This window comes from Rhodothermaceae bacterium (genome assembly GCA_009838195.1).
Lineage (GTDB): Bacteria > Bacteroidota > Rhodothermia > Rhodothermales > Bin80 > Bin80.
Window position 1 is genome coordinate 256,732 of record VXSC01000047.1, and the last position, 23,684, is coordinate 280,415.

12 protein-coding genes are annotated in these 23,684 nt (G+C 53.0%); 1 reads left to right on the forward strand and 11 read right to left on the reverse strand.

Features of this window, described 5'->3' with window-relative positions; genetic code table 11:
* Positions 1–4: 4 nt before the first annotated feature.
* From F4Y64_11480 to F4Y64_11525, 10 genes are all read right to left on the reverse strand, one after another.
* Positions 5–826: a hypothetical protein gene (locus F4Y64_11480; protein ID MXX98217.1), complete on the reverse strand. Its 822-nt coding sequence runs from the start codon at positions 824–826 to the stop codon at positions 5–7.
* A 42-nt stretch (positions 827–868) separates the two neighbouring features.
* Positions 869–2,386, reverse strand: a complete 1,518-nt coding sequence (locus F4Y64_11485; protein MXX98218.1) for a TonB-dependent receptor plug domain-containing protein — start codon at positions 2,384–2,386, stop codon at positions 869–871.
* A 311-nt stretch (positions 2,387–2,697) separates the two neighbouring features.
* Positions 2,698–4,458, reverse strand: a complete 1,761-nt coding sequence (locus F4Y64_11490) for a sulfatase-like hydrolase/transferase (GenBank protein MXX98219.1) — start codon at positions 4,456–4,458, stop codon at positions 2,698–2,700.
* Entirely contained in the window at positions 4,455–5,966 is a 1,512-nt protein-coding gene (locus tag F4Y64_11495) for a hypothetical protein (protein MXX98220.1), read from the reverse strand. Before F4Y64_11495 ends, F4Y64_11490 begins: the two co-directional genes overlap by 4 nt.
* A 15-nt stretch (positions 5,967–5,981) precedes the next feature.
* Positions 5,982–7,433, reverse strand: coding sequence for a DUF1501 domain-containing protein (locus tag F4Y64_11500; GenBank protein MXX98221.1), 1,452 nt, complete (start codon positions 7,431–7,433; stop codon positions 5,982–5,984).
* A gap of 54 nt (positions 7,434–7,487) precedes the next feature.
* Positions 7,488–9,956, reverse strand: coding sequence for a DUF1553 domain-containing protein (locus tag F4Y64_11505; protein ID MXX98222.1), 2,469 nt, complete (start codon positions 9,954–9,956; stop codon positions 7,488–7,490).
* On the reverse strand, positions 9,953–11,365 hold the full coding sequence (locus F4Y64_11510) for a DUF1501 domain-containing protein (protein MXX98223.1): 1,413 nt from the start codon (positions 11,363–11,365) through the stop codon (positions 9,953–9,955). Before F4Y64_11510 ends, F4Y64_11505 begins: the two co-directional genes overlap by 4 nt.
* Entirely contained in the window at positions 11,365–14,445 is a 3,081-nt protein-coding gene (locus F4Y64_11515; protein MXX98224.1) for a DUF1553 domain-containing protein, read from the reverse strand. The genes F4Y64_11510 and F4Y64_11515 overlap by 1 nt, the downstream gene beginning before the upstream one ends.
* Before the next feature lie 40 nt (positions 14,446–14,485).
* Complete coding sequence (locus F4Y64_11520; protein MXX98225.1) at positions 14,486–15,946, reverse strand: DUF1501 domain-containing protein; 1,461 nt, start codon at positions 15,944–15,946, stop codon at positions 14,486–14,488.
* Complete coding sequence (locus tag F4Y64_11525; GenBank protein MXX98226.1) at positions 15,943–19,065, reverse strand: DUF1553 domain-containing protein; 3,123 nt, start codon at positions 19,063–19,065, stop codon at positions 15,943–15,945. The genes F4Y64_11520 and F4Y64_11525 overlap by 4 nt, the downstream gene beginning before the upstream one ends.
* A gap of 419 nt (positions 19,066–19,484) precedes the next feature.
* On the opposite strand from F4Y64_11525, the gene F4Y64_11530 reads away from it, so the two are divergent.
* On the forward strand, positions 19,485–20,417 hold the full coding sequence (locus F4Y64_11530) for an HNH endonuclease (protein MXX98227.1): 933 nt from the start codon (positions 19,485–19,487) through the stop codon (positions 20,415–20,417).
* Positions 20,418–20,574: 157 nt separating this feature from the next.
* Here the strand turns inward: F4Y64_11530 and F4Y64_11535 are convergent, their stop codons facing one another.
* The gene (locus F4Y64_11535) at positions 20,575–23,415 is read right to left on the reverse strand and encodes a TonB-dependent receptor (protein ID MXX98228.1); all 2,841 of its coding nucleotides are present in this window, start codon (positions 23,413–23,415) and stop codon (positions 20,575–20,577) included.
* Positions 23,416–23,684 lie beyond the last annotated feature (269 nt).

The following is a 23,684-nucleotide window of genomic DNA, read 5'->3' on the forward strand; positions in this document are numbered from 1 at the left end:
GGTATTAAAATGATAGTTGATAGCTGATGGAAGGAAGAATTGGGAGTATCGAAAACTTCTTGAAGATTAGATCCCCATCCCCATCTCTTTCTGTAATGATACTGATGGCATTTCTGCGACTGTACGTATTGTAGGCGCCTATGGATAGCGTGCGTTTTACCCGTCCCAGCATTCGATGCCTACGCAATCCAATATCCAGCCGATGATATGCCGGTAAACGTGCACCGTTGCGGGAACTTTGAATATCAAATTCAGAAAGCCCAAACCTCGATGAATATATGGAGTCCCACAAATGGGACGCGGAAACCATATATCCAACCGGCAATGTCACGGCTTGCCCAGTGCCATAAACCCATGTTGCACTGATATCAAACCGGGGATTTATTTCGTGGCTGATCACCACAGATGCATCATGGCGACGATCATATCGGTACGGGAACCAGCGGCCATTGTTGATTTTATCAAATTTCCGGCGACTCCACGACAGAGTATAGCCAACCCAGCCGGTTGTGCGCCCGGATTTCTTTTGAAAAAAGATCTCTCCGCCGTAGGCAAGGCCACGTCCGGCTTCAACACGGTCTTCCCATGTACCACCAAAAACCGTATCAAAATAATCAGCACCCTCCTCATACTCAATCAGATTGCTCATTTTCTTAAAATACCCCTCAACGGACAGCTCGAACATTCCATCGAAAAGGGTACGAACGACCCCGCCTGCAACCTGCCACGATCTTTGAGGCTTGACTTTTGCGGTTGCAGGAACCCACAGATCTGTGGGTAGAGATAGTCCGCTGGTCGTTGCCAGTAGATGGATATACTGCTGCATGTAAGCGAACGATGCTTTCACACTGGTTCGTGAATTCAAATTCTACAACGCAGAAACTCGCGGCTCAACCGAAACATAGGTCCTTTCCTCAATCAAAAAACTTGATGCATGTACACCGAGGTTCAACCGAATTCTTGAGCTGAGGCGCCAGTCATCCTCAAAGTAGGCCTGGAACTCGCTCCCATTGGTGCGCCGATTCGGTGAAGCTGTCGAGTCGGTGATGGTGTTCCCAACCCGATAAATCTCTTCATAAGCGCCCGTCAAAAAGGAATGCTGCTGTGCTCCCACGCCGAAACGGAGACTATGGCTGGCATTCGGAATAAATTCCAAATCCACACGGGCATGTAGATCCTGAATTCCCGATTCATAGCGATCTTCCCATATATTGGCGACATTGTTTGAGGTGTATCTATATTTACCTTGCACAAGCAACGCGTAATTCGTATAGCCAACCAGGATATTTGAAAACAGCCGCGCCCCAAAAATATGGTTCCATCGGGCTGTGGCGGTCAGGTTGCTCCAGTTCAGCGATTCTCTGTCTTCGTCTCCAAGAGAGTATTCGTACTGCGAATGGAGACGGTCAGCCCCCCAGTAACCGCTCAGATAGATTCGGTTTTTAGGATTGATAACCACATTGGTCTTCACATTTAGATCCGAGAAGTAATACCCAAAATCCTCATCGTCCGGAAGAAAAGGGCGAATCAACAAATCAGCATATGATCGGCGTGCAGAGACCAGAAAAGATGCACGATCGCGCTTGATCGGACCCTCCAATGTGACGCGGGATGCAAGAAAGCCAATGGATCCCGTTCCTGCAAATCGCTTCATGTTTCCCTCCTTCATCGTCAAGTCAATCACCGATGAAAGTCGCCCACCATAACGTGCAGGGAATCCTCCCTTTAGCAAACGCACATCCTTGATGGCATCGGAATTGAACGTACCCAAAAAGCCAAATAAGTGACTCGGATTATAGACTTGGGTGCCGTCTAAGAGATAAAGATTCTGGTCTGGCCCACCTCCACGGACATAAAGCCCGGTAGATCCCTCAACACCTGACTGAACTCCAGGCAAAAGTTGGATAATTCGTAATACATCGGTCTCTCCTAGAATTGATGGGAGGTTCTCAACATCCTTGACTGGAATAGAAATCGCACTCATCTGTGTTGTCTGGAGTGAGGATTCAGCAGTTGCAGTCACCTCCAGTTCTTCCAGAGCAAGCGTACTCGGTACCAACGAGATATCAAGTACAAGATCCTCCTGAGATGAGTATGTAAGTATTTGGGGAGTGTATGCAACGTGGCTGACAACCATACGCACGCTATCTCCAAGCAAGGTTAGACTGTAATAACCGTACTGGTTGGTGGTCCCTCCTACATTTTGAGCAGCCACATACAATGCAGCTCCAACGACCAACTCTCCAGTTTCGGAATCCGTTACGGTTCCACTAACCGTGATGGTCCCCTCCTGAGCAAATGCAACCGGTAAACATAGACCATAGCCAATGATCACCAGTACGATTGGAATCTTACTCATATTAATCCATTTTAGAACTTGGCCCATATGTGATCAACCTCCTATACCGCCCCCCTTTCTTACCCCTATCGACAATGTCACGAGCTTTTCCCCAACGCATGATTCCAGAAATCACGAGTCGGGGTATGCCCCGTGCCTATTCAAAACGAGGATAGTTCCAGATTAATATCAGTCTCCATAAAAATCTTCGTGAACTGGTGAATTTCAAAAATCAGGTAGAAACACGGGGCATGTCTCCCGATACCTGATGCAGCAAAAATCGGTCCACTGGGGATTAAACCCGAGAAATCATTTGTCTCGCGACAAACAAAGTCGAATCGAGGACCGGCCTATATACCCTACTGACTCGGTGAGATAATGAATTCAGCCTCGCTGACCTCACTTTCCCTGTATCCGTATCGGATTGCTTTTGCGCGGAGCACGACGCTCTCCTGCAACCGGAGAGGAGAAGAGAACAATAGCCAGTCTCCCTCATTGCCCGAATCGTCAAGAACGGTATAGGTAATTGAAGCACCTTGCGTTCCACTGTACATCGTCACATCTACAGGATTGTCGAAGACGCCGCCACTCTGGGTATAATCCAATTCGCCAGACATGCTGATTGCGGTACGCGCAGTTGCTTGGGGCAGGATGACGGGAGCACTCGTGACAGGCTGCTCTCCACCGGGCCACATGGATTCAACCATATCCAGCTCAGACTTGAATCCCATGTCTCCGACCTCCACAATCCAGTCATCCAAAGCAGTCTGCAGACGGGACAACTCATCGCTGTATGCAGGATCGTAAGCAAGATTGTTCACCTCGTGTGGATCTACACTCGTGTCGTAAAACTCATGTACAGGACGGCGTGGCTGCATCCACAATGATTGTGCTTCCGTCAATTCGCCGTTTGAATGTAGTCTGAAAAGCTCCTGCATCGTGGGCATCACATTCGCATACGCCATCCACAATGCGTATGGCTTCTCCGGCCGATAATTGCGTATATACTTATACCGGGTATCCCGAACTGCCCGGACCAGATCATACTGCTCATCAAAGCGATCCCTCGCAGCATAAACATATTCATGTGGGGGGTTATTGTCTGCAAACCTGCCAAGAAGCGCCCTTCCCTGAATGTGGGCTGGGGGCTCAACCCCTGCGAGCGAAAGGACCGTAGGGGCAAGATCCAGAAAGCTCACCAACTCCTCATTAACTCCGGGAAGCTGACCCGGAATATGAATAATGAGCGGAACATGCAACCCCGAGTCGTACAGCCACCGCTTTTGCCGTGGCATCCCATCCCCATGGTCACTCCAGAAGAATACGATTGTATTCTCCGTCAACCCGTCCTCCGCCAACTGCTCTAGAACCATTCCAGCCTGCGCATCCATTTCTGCAATATTGTCGTAATGCTGTGCAATATCCCGTCGTACTACGGGTGTATCCGGGTAGTAGGGGGGAACCGCAACCGCTGCAGGATCGGTCGATAAGGGAGGTGGTGGAGGACCTGCCATTAAAGCCGGCAATCCCATGGTCTCAAAAGCCGCTGCCGGGTCCGGCCAGATCTGGCTCTCATGCGTCGTCGTGAAATTGAATACGGAAAAGAACGGTTGATCCGTATCCCGACGATTTCGCCAGTGTGCCTCCGAACTGGACTCGTCCCATGCCGTGACCGGAGTTTCGAACTGATAGTCCTCCTTCACATTATTGGTCGTGTAGTAGCCTGCTGCGCGCAAGTACTCTGTGAAGGTTTTCACGTAATGGGGCGGAACCACGCTGTATGGCGCCGGCCCCGGCGCAAAAGGAGCTCCCGACAACGTTCGCATATGATGGGCACCAAAACTGACCTGATGCATTCCGGTGATGATCGCAGCACGACTCGGAGAGCACACGCCAGCTGTCGTGAATACACGCGTATAACGTGTGCCCAGGCTAGCAAGTGAGTCCAGGCGGGGTGTCCTGGTAATTTGATCCCCATAAGACCCAAGGCGTGGTCCCATATCCTCTGCAGAGATCCAGACGATATTGGGACGTTCTACAGGTTCCTCAGGTGTAATAGTAACTTCAGGTTCTGTGCACGCGCACAAAAGCAGCAGGATCAAAAAGGGTCGGATGTTCATGAGCCGGTGGTATCGGGTTCAACGGGGGCAAGGCTTAAGCCGGTATTAATATAGAGATCGGGTAGAGCCGACTGCAACCGGGTTACCCCCGCGTCCGTGACCTCGGTCTGCCAAAGATAGATTGAGTTGAGTGCAGGCAGGTTTTCAAGATGAACCAGGCCGGAGTCCGTGACTGCCGTTCCATAGAGATTCAGGTATTCCAGGAATTCCAGATCGCTCAGATGAGCCAAGCCGGCGTCGGTCACGGACGTTTGTTGAAGGTGCAGGCGCGTCAGATGTGGTAGACCCGCAATGACCTCCACTAGGTCATCGCCAACCGGAGAACGTCCGAGATCAAGCCAGGCAATATTTGTAGACAATGGACGCAATGCTTCCTGCAGCCCACTCGCGTCTGTACATGTTTGTGGATCCACACAGCGTACCTGCAGATAGGGCTCATTCTCGGCCAAAGGGGTAACGGACACACCCAAACTGGCAAGTTGGGCGACATCCATGGAATCAGGCGGAGTCGTATCCAAAGCAAAAATGCCTGTGCGGATTTCATCCAGACCCATATGATCCACGATCGTTTGCGTCACCGGAGACCATTCTACATCCGGTAATAACTCTTCAAAGGAAGCCCCGGCATCAATCCACCAGCGCAGCAGTTCGGCTTCTGCAATAGAGAGTTGTGGGCTTTCGGCGGGAGGCATCCGGTCATCCGAGCTTGCGGGTAGCCAAATACGGTGGATCAGTTCGCTCTCATGTGCACGACCTGCAACAATCGGAGAACCATTGTCTCCACCCTCAGTGATAAACTCGGGCTCATCAAGGCGTAAGCCGCCCCGCTGCGCATCAGAGCCGTGACAGGCAGTACATCTGGCTTCCAGGATTGGAGCAATCAAAGCTGCATAGACCGTAGTCTCGGCAGGGTTCTCAAGTTGCAGACGCCCGATATCAGCTTTCTTGGGTAACCCTGCCACCTGACGTATACCGTCAGGCAGATAACGGGATAAGTGATCCGGGCCATGCGTAAGTACTCCTCCAAAATGCCCGGTTAAGGCAACGGTCAGAAGCATGAACCCCACCGCGATCCCGTAAGCCCGGCGCTCCCAGTTCTTGAGCCAGCGCTCTGAAAGACCAGGCCAGGCTTTGTACAGGTATGCCAGCGCAGCGAATAGTACAACCAGGACTCCCATGCGCTTATGCCAAGCCAACTGGTCTGCAGCATACCCACCCCCTTGGGCTAGATAGAGCCCTGCGGCTACAGCAAGGATGGAACTCCATACACCGATATACAGGAGAGCCAGAATGCCTGTGTCATAGCGCCCCCGGAGAGAAGGCCTGCGTGAAAGCCCCTCAAGCAGGGCAGCCACTACAAGAATCCCAATCGGCAGATGGACAACCATGGGATGGAACCGCCCCAAAAACAGAGTGAAATCACTCGGCTGACCACTACCGGGGACCATTATCAGCATGAACACCACAAAGGCGAGGCCCATGCATAACCAAATCAAAGATTGCTTCATAAAAATCAACAGAAATTAGGCCAGTACTTCATGTACTACATGGCCGTGCACATCGGTCAAGCGAAAGTCTCGACCCTGGAAGGGATAGGTTAACCGGAGATGATCAAACCCAAGCAAATGCAAGATCGTCGCCTGAAGATCATGAACATGCACCCGGCCGCTTACTGCGCTGTAGCCAATCTCGTCGGTCTCGCCGTGTGTCATACCTCCCTTAACTCCACCACCGGCCATCCACATGGTGTACACATCGCTATGATGATCCCTCCCGACGAAGGGGTTATCCGAGCCGGTACGGTTTTCCAGCATCGGAGTCCGACCGAATTCTCCACCCCAGATGACCAGAGTTTCGTCAAGGAGTCCCCGCTGCTCCAGGTCGTTCAAGAGCGCTGCAACGGGACGGTCTGTCTCTTGGCAGCGTTCTATGAAACCCCCAGTCAGGGACTCACTCTCTCCGGCTCCGTGTGAGTCCCATCCCCAGTGGAATAGCTGAACAAAACGGACACCCCGCTCGACGAGTCTTCGCGCCAGGAGACAGTTGTTGCTAAACGCGGTCTCTCCAGGCTCTGTGCCGTACATCTCATGGATATATGCAGGCTCACGACTGATGTCCATCGCGTCCGGGACGGACGTTTGCATCCGGAATGCCATCTCGTATTGCGCGATCCGGGTGAGGATCTCCGGGTCCCCAACCTCCCCGTGCTGCTGCCGATTGATCGTATTGATGGCATCAATTGATTTGCGCCGTAAACTGCGCGGTACCCCGTCCGGGTCTCCGAGAAAAAGCACAGGATCTCCACTGGTCCTGCACTGGACTCCTTGATAGACAGTAGGCAGAAATCCACTCCCGTAAACGCTGGCGCCCGCATCCGGGGCTGCTCCTCCCGAAAGCAGGACAACAAACCCAGGTAGATTGTCATTTTCAGTCCCCAGCCCGTACGTGACCCAAGAGCCCATGCTGGGACGACCCAACCGGGGACTTCCCGAATGAACCAGTAGTTGTGCCGGAGCATGATTGAACTCGTCAGTGTGCATGGCCTTCAAAAACGCGACCTTATCGGCAACCTGCCCCAGGTATGGCATATGATTCGAGATCCATGCCCCTGATTCTCCGTGCTGCTGAAATGTTGCCTGAGGCCCCAACATCTTTGGGATCCCCCGGATAAAGGCAAACCGCTTCCCCTCCAGAAGAGACTCTGGGCAGTCCTGGCCATGCAGGCGTGCAAGTTCAGGCTTGTAGTCAAACAACTCAAGTGGGGAAGGCCCGCCCGCCATATGGAGAAAGATGACCCGTTTGGCACGTGGTGTAAAATGCGGACCTCGGGAGGTAAGTGGATCCCGGGGACCGGTAGAGGTCGCTCCGAGCGACGCAAACGCGAGGGCCCCAAACCCTGCACCCGCCGACTTCAGAAAATGGCGCCGTGTGACATGACCCAAATAGATATCACGAGCTTCTTTAGCAAGATTCATTTGTGCTCTCTTCACTGAGATGGATGCTATCTAATGTGTTCTTCAGAATTGAAGTTACTCTTTCATGAGAAACTGATCAAGATTCAGGATCGCATTAGCGACAATGGTGAGTGCTGCCAATTCCGCAGACTCGTGATCCCCGATCAACCGGGCAGCGTCTTCGGCGCCTTCTATATAATGCGTGAGCGCATCCGTGTACAAGGCGGTCAATACATCCAGGGCTTCACGGTCCGGAGAGGTTCCCATAGCATAGATATATCCTGCCTTAACTGGATCCTCGGCCGCTTGCATCCCCTCTGCCAGTGCCTGTGCCGCTTCAATAAATACGGGATCATTCAGAGAAACCAGCGCCTGCAGGGGCGTGTTGGTTCGGATCCTTCGGGATACACAAAATTCGCGACTAGGGCTATCAAAGGTCGCCATGGATGGGTATGGGACGGTGCGTCTCCAGTAGGTATATATCGCGCGTCGGTAGCGGTCATCCCCTTCACTGGTTCGCCACTGGCGGCTGTCATACGGATTTCTCCAGAGTCCTTCCGGCTGGGGCGGCATCACGCTCGGCCCGTACATCTTCGAACTCAATAGACCACTCACATGCAGTGTCTGGTCCCGAATCTGCTCCGCACTCAGGCGAAAACGAGGCCCGCGTGCTAGATACCGGTTACGAGGATCTGTCTGCAGTAACTCATCCGTCACGTGCGATGACTGGCGGTAGGTTGCCGAAAGGACGATCATGCGCAGAAGAGATTTAACACTCCAGTCATGGTCCTCCACGAAACTGATCGCTAAATAGTCCAGAAGTTCTGGATGTGATCGCTCCAGCCCCTGGGTTCCAAAATCTTCCAACGACTCCACCAGACCAATGCCAAACAGCTGCTCCCAGAATCGGTTGACCGTCACACGAGCTGTCAGGGGATTTTCACCGCTAACCAGCCACTCTGCCATCCCCAGACGATTCCGAGGAGCATTCTCCGACATGGCAGGCAATACATCCGGGGTATCTGGATGCACGACTTCTCCTTTCAAAAGAAAGCTTCCTCGCTCAAGTACATGCGTCCGGCGCTGGAATGGAAGTTCCTGCATGACCGGGGTATGGATGGGGTTTAATGCTCGCAGTTCGCGCTCTTTTTCCGCTCTCTCTTCCCGTAAACGCACAATCACTGGATCATCACTCAGACCGGCATAGACATAATCAAGAGTCCATCGCTGCGCATCCCCTCGCTCGGTCTCCAGCGTTGCCACGACCCGTTTAACCTCGTTCTGCAGCATAAGCCGGACCTGTCCGATCACTTCAGGCTGATCCAGGGTCGTTTCCCATGTACGGCGCTGACGGGCCAGTGAATCCGAGCGAACCCGGGCAATCATCGCCTCTTCCAAGCGGGCAATCTCTTGGAGGAGTGCCTCACCCTCTGCAGCCATCTCCTCTTCAAATAAGGGAAGGGTCGGAAATTCACTGTCCAGATCACGGTCTGCCGTGCTGTTGAAAAAGGCAAAAAATTCGTAATACTCCTCGTGCACAAATGGATCATAAGGATGCCCGTGACACTGAACACACGCAAAAGACGTCCCCTGCCATACCTCCCAGGTCGTATTCACCCGGTCAATGACAGCAGCTGTCCGGAACTCCTCGTCATCGGTTCCCCCTTCCGTGTTAGTCATTGTATTTCGATGAAACGCGGTCGCAATCAACTGGCTTTCAGTCGCCTCTGGCAGCAGATCTCCCGCCAACTGCTCAATCGTGAATTGGTCAAAAGGCATGTCTTCATTGAATGCCCGAATGACCCAGTCCCGGTAACGCCATATCGTTCGACCGACATCTTTTTCATATCCCTTGGAGTCTGCGTACCGCGCAAGGTCCAACCACATCGCTGCCCACCGCTCGCCATACGCAGGCGAAGATAGAAGTGAATCCACATACGTTTCGTACGATGCTTCGTCTGTACACACCTGTTTCACATTATCCGGCTTTGGCGGCAGCCCCGTCAGATCCAGTGTAACTCTTCGTACCAGAACCGGACAAGCTGCCTCGGGCTGCGGAAGTAGATCCCTCTGATCCAATTGGGCAAGAACAAAGTGGTCAATGGGCTCACGAACCCACTCCGGCTCCGATACATCCGGCAATGGGGGACGCTCTGGAGCAACATACGCCCAATGATCCTCCCAATGTGCACCCTGCTCAATCCAGGTTTGTAGCGTTTGGATTTCATCAGGCGTGAGCGGCTGCTCATCCTTGGGCATTCGATGGGCTGGATCGGTGTGTGCGACGCGCCGCAAAAGCTCACTTTCTGAAGGCTCAAAGGGAACGATGGCACGCTCTCCAGACTCCGCTGTGGAGAGGGCCTCATGCCGGAAGAGCAAACTCAACTCTCCCTGCCGCCGAATTCCCCCATGACAATTTACGCACCGCTCATTCAGAATGGGGCGAACCTGTTCGTTAAAACTAACTTGTGGAGCACGCTGACAGCCCCCAAGCAGAAACGCTGCCGCAGGTAACACCACAAGGATTACCCAAAGGTTTTTCATGCAAATAATGGTGTCATCACAGTCCCATGAACATCCGTGAGGCGAAAACGACGCCCCTGATACCTAAATGTAAGACGTTCATGGTCAATCCCCAACAGGTGCATAAGGGTTGCCTGCAGATCGTGTACATGCACCGGATCCCGGACAATATTATATCCGAGATCGTCCGTCTCACCGTAGCTCAACCCACTCCGGATCCCGCCACCTGCCATCCATAGCGAGAAGCATCTCGGATGATGATCCCGACCATAATCTATGTCTGTCAACCGTCCTTGACAGTAGTTCGTACGCCCAAATTCTCCTCCCCAGATGACCAGTGTGTCATCCAGCATCCCGCGCTGCTTCAGGTCCTGCACCAGCGCAGCCGAAGGCTGATCCGTTTCCTTTGCCTGGACTTGAATTCCGGCTGGTAGCCCCCCATGATGATCCCACCCTTGGTGAAAGAGCTGAATGAAGCGTACCCCGCGTTCCGCCAGACGCCTGGCCAACAAACAGTTGGCGGCAAACGTGCCGGGTTCCCGGGCATCCTCGCCATAAAGATCAAAGATGTATTCCGGCTCATTCGAGAGATCCATCACCTCAGGCACGGAGGTCTGCATCCGGTAAGCCATTTCATACTGGGCGATCCGGGACTCAATACGCTCCCAGCCAGGGCTCCCTTCTTTGAGGGTATGCAGCTGGCGCAACCGGTCCAATTGCATTTTCCGCTGTGCCGACGACACGCCATCTGGATTACTTAAGTACAGCACGGGATCTTGTCCGCTTCGAAATTGCACGCCTTGGTGCTGCGAAGGCAGGAACCCATTCCCCCAAAGCCGTGCATACAATGGCTGTCCTCCCTTGTCCTTGGTGATCAGCACACAGAATGCCGGTAGGTTTTCGTTTTCTGTTCCGAGCCCGTAGCTAAGCCATGACCCAAAGGATGGTCGACCGGCAATCTGTGAGCCCGTAAGGAAAAATGTAATGGCTGGATCATGGTTGATCGCTTCGGTATGCATGGACTTGACAAAGCAAAGTTCATCCGCAACCTTCGCTGTATAGGGCATCAACTCACTGACCCATGCACCGCTTTCTCCGTGCTGGGCAAAGGAAAAATGGGAGCGAGCCAACGGGAGCGTGTTCTGAAACCCCGTCATCCCGGTCAACCGCTGTCCCTTTCGAACCGACTCCGGCAGCTCCTGCCCGTGCATCGCATTGACCTTGGGCTTATAATCAAACAGCTCGAACTGTGAGGGGCCACCACTCTGAAAGAGGTAGATAATTCGCTTGGCACGCGGGACCACATCCGGATCAGCTGCCATCACCGGATTGACCAGGGAAGACAACGCAAGCCCACCCAGCCCCATACCGAGCCGCTCCAGAAACTCCCTGCGTGTGCTGAGAGGATTATAATTGCAACACTCGTGCATCAATATTTCTCAATCGACTCATCAAAAGATAACAGTGTGCTCGCAATCATAGTATGCGCGGCCCACTGTGCAAGGTTCGATCCCTGTTCCAGGGGAGATTCTCCAATTTCCAGTAATTGTCTCGCGGACTCCGGGTTCCGAGAAAAGAGTTCAAACTGTTCCCGATACAATGCTTTGAGGGTCTGCGTTTCGGGGGGCGTTGGACTTCGCCCCGTCAGCGCCCGAAATCCCAACTCAATCTGCCCCTCGAGCGTACCCTCTTTCAGCATACGAGCGGACAGATGACGCGCAGCCTCCACATATTGGGGATCATTCAACAGAACCAAGGCCTGCATGGGAGTCGCCGTCCGCTGACGGCGCAGTACACACTGTGCCCGTGTCGGCATATCGAACGTGATCAACGAAGGGGGCGGCGAGGTGCGCTTAAAGAATGTGTACAGCGTGCGCCGATAGAGGTCCCTGCCCGAGCTCTGATCATACTGGATCCCGGACTTCTCTTCCCAAAGACCCTCTGGCTGGTACGGCTTCACGGGAGGTCCTCCCAAGGTTTGGTCAAGTAATCCACTGACTGCGAGCGCCTGATCACGAATCATTTCGGCACTCAGGCGAAGCCGGGGTCCCCGGGCTAATTGCTCATTTCCTGGATCAAATGCCAAAAGTTCAGCTGTGGGCTCGGATCGCTGCCGATACGTGGCGCTGGTCACAATCAGTCGCTGCATGGCTTTGATATCCCATCCAGACTCTATGAAGGTCGTCGCCAGATAATCAAGGAGTTCCGGAAATGATGGCAATGCACCCTGTCGTCCAAAATCTTCGGGTGTTGACACAATCCCCGTCCCAAAATATTTTTGCCAGTGCCGGTTCACCGCGACACGCGCGGTAAGAGGATGCACAGGACTAAAGAGCCACTCTGCCAATCCGAGTCGATTTCGCGGCAGGTCGTCGGGCAGCGGCAGAATAGCCTCCGGCGTGTGTGCTTCAACTTGTGCGCCTAGGGCATCGTACTGACCACGCTCCAGGACGTGTGCCACACGCGGGGCGTGCATCTCCTGCATGACCATGATTTCCGGGATGCCCTTCAGGAGTGTATTTTCCTCTTCACGTAGATCCTGGAGGATCACATGTGAGCGTTGCCACGGGACCACTTCATGGGCAAGATACCACCGGAACATGTCCTCTGAATCCAGTGGTGCATCCAGGTTCCCGGCCAGTCGGGCAACCTCAAAACCATACAGCACGCGATCATACAGCTCAAGCTCATCCACTGCCCCATCTCGCAATCCGCTATCTCTGAATCGATACCCAATCTGAAGTGGTACCTCCATTGTATCATACGTAATGTGACGCGTCAGGCCATCACGAATGACCTCCACCTCGGCGGGGAGGCCATCTATGTAGAGACGCAGACCGGAAGCACGACTGGATCCGTCATACGTCATTGCGACATGTGTCCAATCCTCGAGCGGGACGGTAGCGGTTGTTTGAATGCGTACGGAGTTTTCCGGCCACATATGGGCCAGTTGCGCAACTAGGTGACCACGATCAAGTGCCAGCTCCCAGCCCCGGCTGCCTGCGTCAAGGGCAGCCTGTGTCCGATGGATGATCAGCCCCGTCTCCTCCCCAGGGTTGATCCAGATACTGACCGAAAACGGCGTGGTCCGCTCGAATTCCTGCACATCCGTAAACAGGAAACCGCTTTCGCCGTCAAAAGCCATTGCATTGCCGGTATGGCCGGGCACTACGGTCGGACTAAAGACAGCCTCTCCCCTCTTGTTTCCATTGCACTGGAGGATCTCTCCATTCAGAGATTCAAATTCACACTGAAGGATCGGAGAGGATTGAAAGCCAGGGGGCACGGATGGGCTCCAGGATTCAAAGCGTGCTCTTGAGGCTTCAGTCAGATCTAAAACAGCGCGCTCTGCTGCTTTGATTTCCCGAGCTAAACGATCTAGTTCATCCTCTTGATCTGGATTTGGCAGATCCATTGCTGGGACCGGTACTGCGTCAGTAAAATGGGAAGTCTGCCCCGACTCGTCTACACTATTGAAAAAGGCAAAGAGCCCATAGTAATTGCCCTGCGTGATCGGGTCGTACTTATGATCATGACACCGCGCGCACTCAAGCGTCAGGCCCATGAATGCAGTTCCAAGTGTATTGACGCGGTCAGCCACGTACTCGGTCCGGAACTCTTCCTCTATGCTGCCTCCCTCATTGGTCTGCCGGTGATTCCGATTGAAGGTCGTGGCAAGCCGTTGCTCCAGGGTTGCGCCCGGCAACAGATCGCCTGCGAGTTGCCACGTTCCAAATTCATTGAATGGCAGGTTTTGGTTGTATGCGCTCACCACCCAGTCACGCCATGGCCATACGTAGCGATCCCGGTCATTCTGGTAGCCATGCGTATCTGCATATCTGGCAATATCAAGCCACGCCGAGGCCATATGCTCTCCGTAGGCCGGTGAATCCAATAGCCGATCCACCACCTTTTCGTAGGCATTCGACGAGGTATCTGACAAGAAAGCATCCAGCTGTTCCAGCGTCGGAGGGAGCCCCGTCAGATCAAGGGTAACCCGCCGAAGGATGGTACTTCGTGTTGCCTCTGGAGAAGGAGTAAATCCCTGTTGTTCAAGATTCGACAGAATGAAATAATCAATCGCATTGTTTGGCCAGTCAGATTGTTCTACTGTAGGTAGGTCGGAATACGTTGGCACAAGAAAGCTCCAGTGGGGTTTCCACTCAGCCCCCTGATCAATCCAGCGGGCAATCATCGCAATCTCGTGATCCGAAAGGGACAGGTTTGACTCCGGCGGAGGCATCTGGAACTCTGCATCCTCGGAATGAATCCGCGAATACAGCCGACTTTTTTTGAGATTTCCCGGGACGATTGCATATCCACCCGAGATCAATTTTGTCTGTTTTGCTGTGGATTCCTCATCCAGACGCAAATCGGCCTGTCGGGCATTGGCATCAGGTCCATGGCAGGCATAACAGCGATCAGACAGGATGGGGCGGATATGGAAATTGTAATCAACAACCTCTGGCAGCGCCGCATGGTCGGTGTGGGATGCGCGACCGCATCCCATACTCACAAGCAACAGAAGACAACCTGCAAGACGCAAGTTGTCAGGCCAAAAGATCCTTAACGACATGACCATGTACGTCTGTCAATCGATATCGGCGTCCCTGGTGTCGGAAGGTGAGCCGTTCATGTTCAATCCCAAGGAGATGGAGTACGGTTGCTTGAAAATCGTGCACGTGAACCGGATTCTCAGTGATATTGTACCCCAGTTCGTCCGTGGCCCCGTACGTGAGTCCCGGCTTGACTCCCCCTCCCGCCATCCAGATCGTAAAGCATCTTGGATGGTGATCCCGGCCGTAATTGGTTTCCGTGAGTGTGCCTTGCGAATAATTGGTACGACCGAATTCTCCACCCCAGATCACCAGGGTATCCTCCAGCAGGCCCCGCTGTTTCAGGTCTGTGACCAGCGCTGCAGATGGTTGGTCCGTATCCTTGCATTGCAGTGCAATATCTTTGGGGAGATTTCCGTGCTGATCCCATCCCATGTGATACAGCTGAATGAAGCGTACGTCGCGCTCGGCCAGGCGCCGAGCTAGAAGGCAATTGGCCGCGTACGTTCCCGGGGTGCGGGCCGCTTCTCCGTAAAGCTCAAAGGTAGACTCAGGTTCATCCGACAGATCCGTGACATCCGGCACCGATGTTTGCATGCGGTACGCCATTTCATACTGGGCAATCCGTGACTGGACTGCAGGATCCCCACTCGTCTGGTAATGCATTTCGTTCAGGCGGGCTAGGTGCCGGAGCATACTGCGCCGGTCCCCGGCATCAAGACCAGGCGGATTATTGAGGTACAGAACCGGATCTGCACCCGAACGAAACTGGACACCCTGGTGCAGGGCCGCTAGAAACCCGTTCCCCCATAAGCGGGAATAGATTGGCTGCGGACGTTGGAGTCCACGAGACAAGAGAACGCAAAAGGTGGGTAAATCTTCATTGGCACTACCCAGACCATAACTCAGCCAGGCACCCATACTTGGGCGACCCGGTTGCTGCGAACCCGTCTGAAAAAATGTGATGGCCGGATCGTGGTTGATCGCCTCTGTATACATAGACCGTACGATACAGAGTTCGTCGGCAATCTCGGAGGTATACGGAAGTAAATCACTGATCCATGCGCCGCTGTTTCCATGCTGGGCAAATGGATAGATCGTAGGTGCCAGAGGAAGAGAGTTCTGATAGGCGGTCATACCGGTCAGACGCTGTCCCATTCGGATCGACTCTGGCAGGTCCTGTCCTCGTCGCAGGTGCAGGTCAGGCTTATAATCAAAGAGCTCCAGTTGCGAGGGACCTCCACTTTGAAAAAGATAAATTATCCTGCGTGCTTTGGGAGCAAGATGCGGTGAATTCAGAACTCCCTGGAAGCCTGAACTCGCAGCCAGTTGGTCCGAGGTATGTCCACATCCCATTAGAGATGCGAGAGCTGCGCCACCGATTCCAAGACTGAGTTTCGAAAAGAAATGCCGGCGGTTCATCTGGCATCCGACATCGCAGATCAGGTCATTCATCGATATTGGGCTTCGTCAAGATTCATGATTGTACTAGTTACAACGGTCATCGCCGCCAGTTGCACAACCTTTGTATTCTGCCGGCGCGGACTGACCCCAACGGAGACCAGATCCTGCGCACCGGACGGATCCTGTTCAAACTCAACGACCTGCTCCCGAAACAGGTCCAACAAAGCGTCCAGTTCTACCTCTTCCGGCATCCTGGAGGTCAGCCAGCGAAATGCCGTTGCGATCTGCTGCCGCTCGTCTAATGATTCGCGGGTACGGACACGAGAAGCCAACGCACGGGCTGCTTCCACGTATTGCGGATCATTCAGGAGCACCAGAGACTGTAATGGAGTGGCCGTCGTCTGCCGCTCTACGGTACAAACGGAGCGCTCAGGAGCGTCAAAGGTAAGCATTGCCGGTGGTGGGATCGTGCGCTTCCAGTATGTATAGAGGCTGCGCCGGTGCATATCTGGACCGGGTCGGTAACGATTTTCGCCGATCTGATTGGCAAGTGCTCTCCAGAGACCTACTGGTTGATAGGGGCGTAAAGGTTCGCCGCCCAGTGCCGAATTCAGCAGACCACTCACCGACAGTGCATTGTCCCGTATCATTTCGGCAGATAGCCGCTTCCGAGGCGCGCGGGCCAATAGAAGGTTGTCTGGATCCCGCTGCTGAAGAGTTCGCGTAACCTGGTTGCTTTGCCTATATGTAGAGGACATGACGATCTCCTTGATGAGTGCCTTGATGTCATATCCTGATTCGATAAATGTTATTGCCAGATAATCAAGTAATTCTGGGTGAGAAGGAAGAGCACCCTGATTCCCAAAGTCTTCCGGTGTACTTACCAGGCCTGCTCCAAAGAGGAGTTGCCACAATCGATTTACCGCAACGCGTGCAGTCAGAGGATTCTCTTGATGGGTCAACCATTGTGCCAGCCCTAACCGATTACGTGGGAAGTCCTCAGGAAAAGGGAGGATCGCGGTTGGGGTTGCTGGACCGACCGAATCCAATGGTGCATCATAGGCGCCACGATCCAGAACATGCGTCGTGCGTGGAGTGGGCATCTCTTCCATGATCATCACGTTCGGGATGCGCCTGACGCTGCGCCGCAGGCTATCTAACACCACGTTCACGGCTTGGAATGCATGGTCATAATGTGCCTGGTAGTGATGAGCAGCCTGGGGAAAGGATGTCTGTCCTGCCAGGTGGGCAACTTCAATGTCCGTGAGTACCCTGGCATGTGTATAGAGCTCATCTAAAGCCCCACCGCTCATCCCCTCAATCTCATCAATGGTACGATTCCGGGGAGTCCAATGACCCGCCAGGAGTCCATTACCATTCAGAATACTTTCACGATCAAGTGTGTCCTCAAGAACATGGACTCCACTTCGAATGCCGTTCAGATATAAATGTACGCCCTCTGCCCGCCCACTTCCATCGTACGTAGCGGAAACATGAACCCATGTATCCGGCGGAAATGTGCGGGCTGATTCAACAGAAATTTGGTGCTCCCCATCATGAATTAACCGGAACCGAAGCCGGCCCTCTTTTGTCCGCGCGAGATCATAGCCACTGCGTTTTTGCTCGCCATTTCGCTTGGAAAGTAGGGCGACATCTTTAGTTTGATCTTTTGCAAGTACCCATGTACTTAAAGAGAACCGGTTGAACCACTCAAAATCAGCCTCCAGCCCGATGTTCAAAAAATTCTGCCCATTAAATTCAAACGCCCCGCCTTGCATTCCACCGACAACTACTGGCGGGTCAAGTACTTTTTCGAGCCCCGTATTGACCATCGCATCAGTATGTGCAAGAGAGGTAAGGTTTTCCAAAGGCAGAAAAGTCAAGAGCGCAGACTCTATCGTGGTAGCGGGATCCGGCATCCACTCGGACGGCGGAGAAGGTTGAGGCCAGGAGGCAAGCACCTGTTCGAGTGAGTCGATGCTTGCCTCTGTCTGCAGGATGGATGCTTCCAGTTCCGGATCTTCTAGCCGTATGGAAGGCCTTGGTGAGAGATCGAAATAACTGATCTGCGCCTGCTCATCTATGCCGTTGAAGAATGCAAACATGCTGTAATACTCTTCCTGCAAAATTGGGTCGTACTTGTGGTCATGGCACCTGGCACACTCCATAGTAAGCCCCAGAAATGCCGTCGCAGTGGTATTGGTGCGATCTGCAACATACTCAGTCAGATACTCTTCCGCGACTACGCCTCCTTCCTGGGTGATCGCATGATTGCGATTGAACCCGGTTGCAAGCCGCTGATCAAATGTCGCATCTGGAAGCAGATCACCCGCGATCTGCCATATCACAAAATCATCGTACGGAAGATTTTCGTTGAATGCACGCATCACCCAGTCGCGCCACGGCCACATGGTTCTTGGCCGATCGTCTTGATATCCATGTGTATCTGCATAACGAGCGACGTCCAGCCACATGGAGGTCATACGTTCTCCGTATGCAGGACGCGCCAGGAGCTGATCTACAACACGTTCATAGGCATCGGGGCGACGATCTTCCTGAAAAGCATCCAGTTCTGCCGGAGTTGGTGGCAAGCCTGTTAAATCGAACGTTACACGACGAAGCAGCTTGGCGCGACTTGCCTCTGTTGATGGAGACAGACGCGCGGATTCGATCTTTTGCAATATAAAGTAGTCAATTGGGCCACGAGCCCAATCATCGTGATCCACTTCGGGAAGTGTTGACTCTGCAGGAGGGATGAAGGCCCAATGTCGCTTCCAGTCGGCACCCTGATCAATCCATTGCCGAATAAGTCCAATCTCCCGCTGGGAGAGGGATAAATTGCTCTCCGGCGGAGGCATGCGTCGTTTAGGATCCTCACTGGTGATGTGCTCTATCAAGAGACTGGAAGCAGCATTGCCCGGGGTAATGATCCGAAGGGTTGAGTCTTCCCTACTAGTTCCATAGGCCCCCTCACGGGTGTCAAGCCGCAACTCCGCCTTCCGAACCTGGTCATCCGGGCCATGACACTTGTAGCAGCGGTCCGACAGGATTGGCTTGATATGCCAATTATAGTCTACGGTAGCCGGCAGGGCAGATGGATCAGAAGATGATTGACTGCACGCTGCCAAAAGGAGGAGGACTAAGGGCCAAGTGAACCGGAAAATGGACACGAGTTGAATTAGGTTTCGTGGGCACTAAACCTATAAGGTACAACGCAATACTGAATGGTTTGGCCTCATTCGACTTGTGGATCAAATACCCTACGGCATCGCATCGGCAATAATTCAGTTCGGTATCAATACCTGAATTACGAACCGGGTAGCTACTGCGAGTGTCAGCCCAATCGTTGGATGAGCGAATGATCTGCTTTCAGCGGGGTTATCCTTTTGTCACTAATTCACGCTGGATTTGAACGTGACTTTTGGCAGCAGAATACCATCTGGGACTTATATCGAATAGCGAACAAGTTTCGTACCGTTTTTGTAAGTTGGGGGTGCACAGACATGGAGGGATGTAAGGGAGACCCACACTGGAAGAACCAAGACGAATACATGTCCGACCCCTGTGACTTTATCGACCAGAGGAACCAATGAATGGCTACGTGGCAGTCACCGAACAGGCTTGGTTCGAACATCTCAGGATGCTTTCGCGCCGCAGAGGTGTGGACGAAGTCAACTTCTGGCGCCCGAATATTGGGGGTGGCCGGTTCGGCGTACTCCAACGAGGCGAGCCCTTGTTGTTCAAACTCAAGAGTCCGGCCAACGCAATCGCCGGTGGGGGATTCTTCGAGCACTACTCGGAACTTTCGATAAGCCTCGCGTGGCAGGCGTTCGGCGAGAAGAACGGGGCCTCCAATCTGGAGGCGTTTCAACAACGGACGAGTCGATTTCGACAGGACCGTCCGAAATTATGGGAGGACTACACGATTGGATGCATCCTCTTGGCCGCGCCTTTCTTCTGGCCAAAGAAGGACTGGATTCCCCAGCCCGAGAACTGGAAGGGGCCGATACAACAAGGGAGGAGATATGACCTCAAATCTGGTATCGGAAAAAAGCTGTGGACACAGGTATATGACCGCCTGTTGGCATCCAACGCCTTGGATCCCCCGCCGGATGTTTGGGGCGGCTACGGCAATCAAGTGTCTGTAAGGCCCCGAGTCGGACAGGGAATCTTCCGAACTAGAGTGGCTGATGCGTACGAACGGCAGTGTGCTGTAACGCGAGAGAAGACATTCCCGGCGCTTGAGGCAGCCCACATCCGGCCATTCAAGGAGGATCCACGGCACTATGTCAGAAATGGACTATTGCTGCGCTCCGATATTCACAGACTGTTTGATGCTGGCTACGTGACCGTCAGCCCGGACTACCGGTTTAAAGTAAGCGGGTACATCCACAAGGATTTTAACAACGGTAAGCAGTACTATAAACTCCATGGGGAAAAGCTGTGGATACCTGGGCGCCCGGAAAAGCAGCCAAACCGAGAACACCTGGAGTGGCACAATGAAAATCGGTACCGGGGGTAAATTGAGGTGATCAACTCACCTCCAGTTGGCAGAGATCGTATCAACTAGTTGTGATTGGAAGGAAGACGAGAGTTTTCGAAGTCTTGCAACTGCCGTGCGAGTGGATTTGGCGGAAGGGCTGCAAACGGCCAGTATTCCGTTTGATGCACCAAACTCATCAATAGAGATGCGATGTAATTCGCAAATACAGGCCCGTTCCGTTCGGATCAATTGGGGAACTGCGGGGGGCAAGATTTCCCTGTCGGAGACTTTCCTGAATATGTGCTTTGCGAACGACGTCAAACACGTTACTGATACCAAAAGTAATCGTCCAGGAATCATGAGGAGCATATCCGATTTCGGCATCAAGAATCCAGGAGCTCGGAAATTCATCCAGAACCTCCACCCCGTCTATGCGACAAGTAGAACTGCCGAAGCGGCAATGCTGCCAACTGTCAAACCAGTTTACACGTAGCAATCCAGACCACTGGTTCGCTACCTGCCGGTAAGTCACCACGATGCGGTGTCTTGGATTCAGGCGTTCAAGCTCAATCCGTCGCTGGCGAGTAAGCAAGCCAAGCGTCAGGGGATTCTCGAGGGTTTCACCCAGAAAACTGGTGATCTGCCTAGGAGATGTAAAATGAGTAAGTTCTGTAGCTGTCCAGTTCCATGCAATGCTCCCAAAAGAAGCATGCGTACGGCTCCACTCATGCTCCCCCGCCAATAAAAGATCCAATCCATTGGTGCGGGTGCTGAAATCGTTCGAATAAAATCGGACTTCACGGATGTTGGTAACTCCTCCCAATAGATCCTTCGAATCTATAATCTGCACGATCTCGTCCGTGATTGGAATATTGCCCGTAAGCGAAAGCCGATCCTCAAATTTGATATTGAAAAAGTCAGCCGTCAGCGTGAGTCCTTCTCGAAGCTCGACAACCAACCCTGACGATATACTGCGTGCGAGCTCGGGTGTCAGAAGTTCGCCTCCCAATGCTTCTGCAATTGGATGCGTTGACGGTAAGAGGCCCACCTCAATGAGTCCTTTTTCTTTTGAAAATCCGGTCGTTCGGAAGACATTCAGATTCGCTTGTCCGGGAGTCGGCGCACGGAATCCCGTACTCGCCGCCGCACGTAACGAAATTCGATCAGTTGCCCGATAAAGAACTGCTGCCTTCCCATTGAGTGTTCCTCCAAAATCAGTGGTATAGTTTTCGTACCGCACCGCAACATTGCCCAAGAATCGCTGAGTAAGATCCGCCTCGGCATCAACGTAAACAGCAATGTTCGGGCGTATCCATCGACCGGCGAAGATCGGATTCAGACCCTGATACCCATTCGCTCCAACGCTGAACCCTTGATCTGCATAGGGACCCACTTGCCAGGAAAGTGGGTCTCCAGCACGGCTCTCAAAAATTTCCGTGCGCCAGGTTGCCCCCCAAGCCAAGTTAATCGGGGAAGAAAGTTGCCGAATCGCTAAAGGAATTGAGAAAGCTGCAGATACCTCCGCTTCCTGCTGAAAATATGAGCGGGGCTTAAATGAATTCGGCGTGTCCGGGCCAAAAGAAGCGTTGACCGAATTATACAGGAAATAATCAATCAGACTCCGTGCACCGCTTACACTGACATCCCAGTTCAGTCCATCCTGTCGCCCTCCACGTAAACCTGTTACGAGACTAAGATCATAAACATCTCCCCCGAACCGGGGCGTAAATCCGCCCGGAAACATCTCGTTGAACAAAAAGCATTCACCCTTGAATTCTGAGATAAATGCCTGGACTTCCTGATTTGAAGCATTCAGTCCCGGTAATCTGTCATCATTTTTGCAGTCGGGACCCTGATCCGGTTTCAGGTCAATGACTGCACGCTCCGTACCAAAACGAAATACACTGGTGCGAGCGGTTTCCGTACCGGGTGCACGGAAAAAAAAGCCATATTCTTCAGTTCTTCGTCCACCGCCACCAAAGGCATAGGCTCGGATCCTGGGGGTTACATCCAGTCCAGCATTAAAGAACCCGATGATGCTATGGCTTACTTCAGGACTTCCCCAAATCTGGGCAGGATTATTTACGGGGTAACCCCGCTCGGTCAGTACTCCTGCATCTTCGCGTTGGACACTCCGAACTGTCGACTGTACATCCCTGTACTCGGCACTTAGATTCAAAAAACCGTTCCTGGGTAAAGAAAATCCCGCATTCGTCGCCAGATGGACATAGCGCCCGTCTCCTCTTGAATATTGTCCCGTCCGTAAAAGGGAACGTACCCCCTGTTGATCTTCCCGTAGTTGCAGATTGAACACACCAGCTACAGCATCGGCACCGTACTGGGCCGTCGCACCATCGCGGAGAATCTCCAATTGACGCAAGGCAATTGTGGGAACCATATTGAGATCTGGTCCCTGTGCTCCTTTATTCAGAGAGCTTCCAGAAAGTGCAATGGAGGCGGATCGATGACGTCGCTTGCCGTTTACCAGTACAATCACGTTATCGGTGGGCAGGCCGCGCAGCGTAGCTGGGCGCACAATGGCGGCTTCATCACCCGTATAGCTCTGAAGATTATAAGATGGGATCTGTGAGCGTAGGATCTGATCTACGTCCGTCGTAGCAAGTGATTGAAGATCCGAAACTCCAAGTACATCAACCGGCACTGCAGAGTCTTTCAGGAGTCTGGGCTGGCGCCGAGAGCCCACAATGACAACTTCATCTAAACCGAAGATCGCCGGCATCAAGATGACATTGATCTCCTCTGTGTTTGAAGACAGGACCACCTCCTGCGTTTGATATCCGATAAATCGGAATACAAGCGTCGCGTCAGAAGTCGGGACCTGAAGCGTATAGCTTCCATCCACGGCGGCTGTGGTTCCGAGTGTGGTCCCGCGAACCGCTATAGTCACTCCCGGCAAAGGTGTAGCGGTCTCCCCATCGGTAACTGTACCTCGGACCGTTACCTGTGAACTTGCAACAGATGCCGTACCAAGAAATGCCAACAAAAAGAGCCCAAAATATCTAGCCGCTACCGTCATTTTCTAGTCGGGAATGAAGGATGAGTGGAAGAAAGGTATATACCACGCTACCAGGTATACTTTGTATTCTTTAGCTACAGATTACAATTAGGACAAATTCCCCAGGAAGCGTCCATGATTTATCGTAGCCACGCCATGACCGGCCTTGGACTACAAACTTCTTTGGAGTGTTCCTGTGTCTACACACCGGGGACATCCAGTTATGCCTGGAAATGCACACCCTCCGCCAGATTTGACCAATGCATACCTTGCCCCTGAATTTGCTCCAG